Below are 2,264 nucleotides of genomic sequence, written 5' to 3'. Positions count from 1 at the left end.
AGCCACGCGGCCTGAGGACGCTGGCGGTCTTCGGCGCTGACACTGAACGCGTTCGCGGCTGCTTCCGGCTGCTGCGCGATCTGCGGGATCGCATGGTGAAGATCCATCCCGACCTGACGCAACTGTCGATGGGGATGTCCGGCGATTTCGAAGTCGCGATCGAGGAGGGGGCGACCGTGGTGCGGGTCGGACAGGCGATCTTTGGCGGACGGCCGACCACCGACAGGTTCTATTGGCCGCAGGCAAGCTTCGATCGGTAGACCCGCCAGACCAAATCTCAGAGTTGCTCTTCTTTGCGCGGCTTGCGCTTGGCGCGTTGCCGGACGTCGTCGATGCGTCCTTCGGCGGTGTCGCGGAACAGGGCGGCGCGGACCAGCAGCATCAGCGTCACCGGCGTGGTGATGGTGACGAAGCCGAGGATCAGCACCTCGTGCAGCAGCGGGCGCATCTGCAGCAGCGAGAAGCACAGCATCGACGCGGCGACGATGAAGGCGGTGCCGAGTGTGGTCCCCAGCGTCGGCGCATGGGCGCGCTGGTAGAAGCCGCGCAGCCGCAGCAGCCCGATCGATCCGATCAGCGTGATGCCGGCGCCGAACAGCAGCAGCAACGCTACGATCCATGCCGCCCAGGCTGGAAGATCCGCCGCGTGGGTCATTCGATCACCTCGCCGCGCATCAGGAATTTCGACAGCGCCACGGTGCCGACGAAGCCGAGCAGGGCGATGATCAGCGCCGCTTCGAAATAAACGTCGGTGCCGGTGCGGATGCCGACGGTCAGCATCAACAGCATGGCGTTGACGTACAGTGTGTCCAGCCCCAGCACGCGGTCCTGCGCGCGGGGACCGACCAGCATCCGATAGGCAGCGCAGGCCATGGCGAGGGCGAGCATCACCTGCGCAATCACGACCGACCAGGTCAGCACCAGACTGCTCATTCGAAGATCTCCAACAGTAGACGCTCGTAGCGTCCCTTGATGCGTTCGACCCACTCGCTCTCGTCGACCAGATCGAGCACGTGAAGCTGCAGCACGCCGGTCTCCCGGGTGAAGTTCACCCACAGCGTGCCGGGCGTCGAGGTGATGATGCAGGCCAGCACCGCGAGCCCCTGACGGCTGCGAAGATCGAGCGGGATATCGACGAAGCCGGAGGTGATGTTGTCGCGCTGGCCGCCGAGGATGATGCTGGCGACCGCGATATTGGACCGCACCACGTCGATCAGGACCAAACCGGTCAGCCGGATGATCGCGCCTGGATTGCGGACATGGTCGGAGTCCGATTGCAGTAGGCTGAGCAGCCAGCCGCCGATCAACGCGAACAGGCTGCCGAGCAGAATTGGTCCGAGCGCGATGCTCTGGCTCAGCCATAGCCACATCGCCAGCAGGCACAGCGAAATCAGCGGGAAGGGCAGCACCCTGTTCATGAGCCGCCTCCGGTCTTCACCCGCGTCGCAACCGGCGCCAGCACGCTGTCGGTATAGGCGGCCGGCGCATGTAGCGAATTGGCAGCGCCCTGCATGTAGGTCATCGCCGCCTGCGGCTGCACGGTCATCGCCGCGCAGCCGAGGAGCAGTAGTGCGATCGGGACGATCTCCGCAAGCCGCACCCGCGGATCGGCCCGCTCGCTGGGCGTCCACAGCGTGCGGATGCCGGCGCGGGTCATCGCGATCAGCATGGTGAGGCCGGACGCCATCAGCAGAGCCAGCAGCGTCCAGTGCAGCGGCGAGATGCTGCTGCCGGTGTCTTCGCCGAGCAACGCAGTCAGCATCGCGAATTTGGCGATGAAGCCGGACACAGGCGGCAGGCCGGCGATTACTGCGGCGCAACCCACGAAGCACCAGCCGAGGATCGCCATCGAGGCGGGGATCACCATCCCGACTTCCTCGGCGTCCGGATCGTCAGGCATGTCCTCGCCGTAGGCTTCGCGCGTCACCGCCAGCATGTCGGCACCGGGATCGCGGCCGCGTTCCAGCAGTTCGATCAGCATGAAGAACGCGGCGATCGCGAGTGTCGAACTCACCAGATAGAACAGCGCCGAGGCTGTGACCGCAGGCTTGCCGGAAGCGGCCGCGACCGCCAGCACGGTGCCGGACGATACCAGCACCGCGTAGCCGGCGAGCCGCGAGATTTCCTGCGATGCCAGCGCGCCGATCAATCCGAACAGAATGGTGGCGATGCCGGCGGCGATCAGCCACTCGCTGCCGAACAGTGCCGAAGCGCCGCTGCCGGCGCCAAAGAATAGCAGCGACAGTCGCAGCAGGATGTAGATC

At 65.8% G+C, this 2,264-nt stretch carries 4 protein-coding genes and 1 pseudogene; 1 reads left to right on the top strand and 4 read right to left on the bottom strand.

The window, feature by feature from the left end; translation table 11 throughout:
• Positions 1-260, top strand: a pseudogene (locus DYI24_RS25305) (YggS family pyridoxal phosphate-dependent enzyme); the annotation flags it as partial.
• Between the two features lie 17 nt (positions 261-277).
• On the opposite strand, the gene mnhG reads toward DYI24_RS25305, so the two are convergent.
• The 4 genes from mnhG to DYI24_RS25285 form a co-directional block, all read right to left on the bottom strand.
• On the bottom strand, positions 278-655 hold the full coding sequence (mnhG, locus tag DYI24_RS25300) for a monovalent cation/H(+) antiporter subunit G (protein WP_164574271.1): 378 nt from the start codon (positions 653-655) through the stop codon (positions 278-280).
• Complete coding sequence (locus DYI24_RS25295) at positions 652-933, bottom strand: K+/H+ antiporter subunit F (protein ID WP_107344711.1); 282 nt, start codon at positions 931-933, stop codon at positions 652-654. The genes mnhG and DYI24_RS25295 overlap by 4 nt, the downstream gene beginning before the upstream one ends.
• Positions 930-1,418, bottom strand: a complete 489-nt coding sequence (locus DYI24_RS25290) for a Na+/H+ antiporter subunit E (protein WP_164574270.1) — start codon at positions 1,416-1,418, stop codon at positions 930-932. The genes DYI24_RS25295 and DYI24_RS25290 overlap by 4 nt, the downstream gene beginning before the upstream one ends.
• Positions 1,415-2,264: proton-conducting transporter transmembrane domain-containing protein (locus DYI24_RS25285; protein ID WP_283810900.1), on the bottom strand; the 850-nt coding region annotated here is incomplete at its 5' end. The genes DYI24_RS25290 and DYI24_RS25285, both read right to left, overlap by 4 nt.

This window comes from Rhodopseudomonas sp. BR0C11, assembly GCF_010820945.1.
Taxonomy (GTDB): Bacteria; Pseudomonadota; Alphaproteobacteria; order Rhizobiales; family Xanthobacteraceae; genus Rhodopseudomonas; species Rhodopseudomonas palustris_H.
The sequence above is the reverse complement of the archived record's forward strand: the minus strand, read 5'-3'. Positions and strand labels throughout refer to the sequence as shown.

Coding starts and splice junctions, on each gene's coding strand:
- mnhG (WP_164574271.1), bottom strand. CDS start 655: ATGACCCACGCGGCGGATCTTCCAGCCTGGGCGGCATGGATCGTAGCG.
- DYI24_RS25295 (WP_107344711.1), bottom strand. CDS start 933: ATGAGCAGTCTGGTGCTGACCTGGTCGGTCGTGATTGCGCAGGTGATG.
- DYI24_RS25290 (WP_164574270.1), bottom strand. CDS start 1,418: ATGAACAGGGTGCTGCCCTTCCCGCTGATTTCGCTGTGCCTGCTGGCG.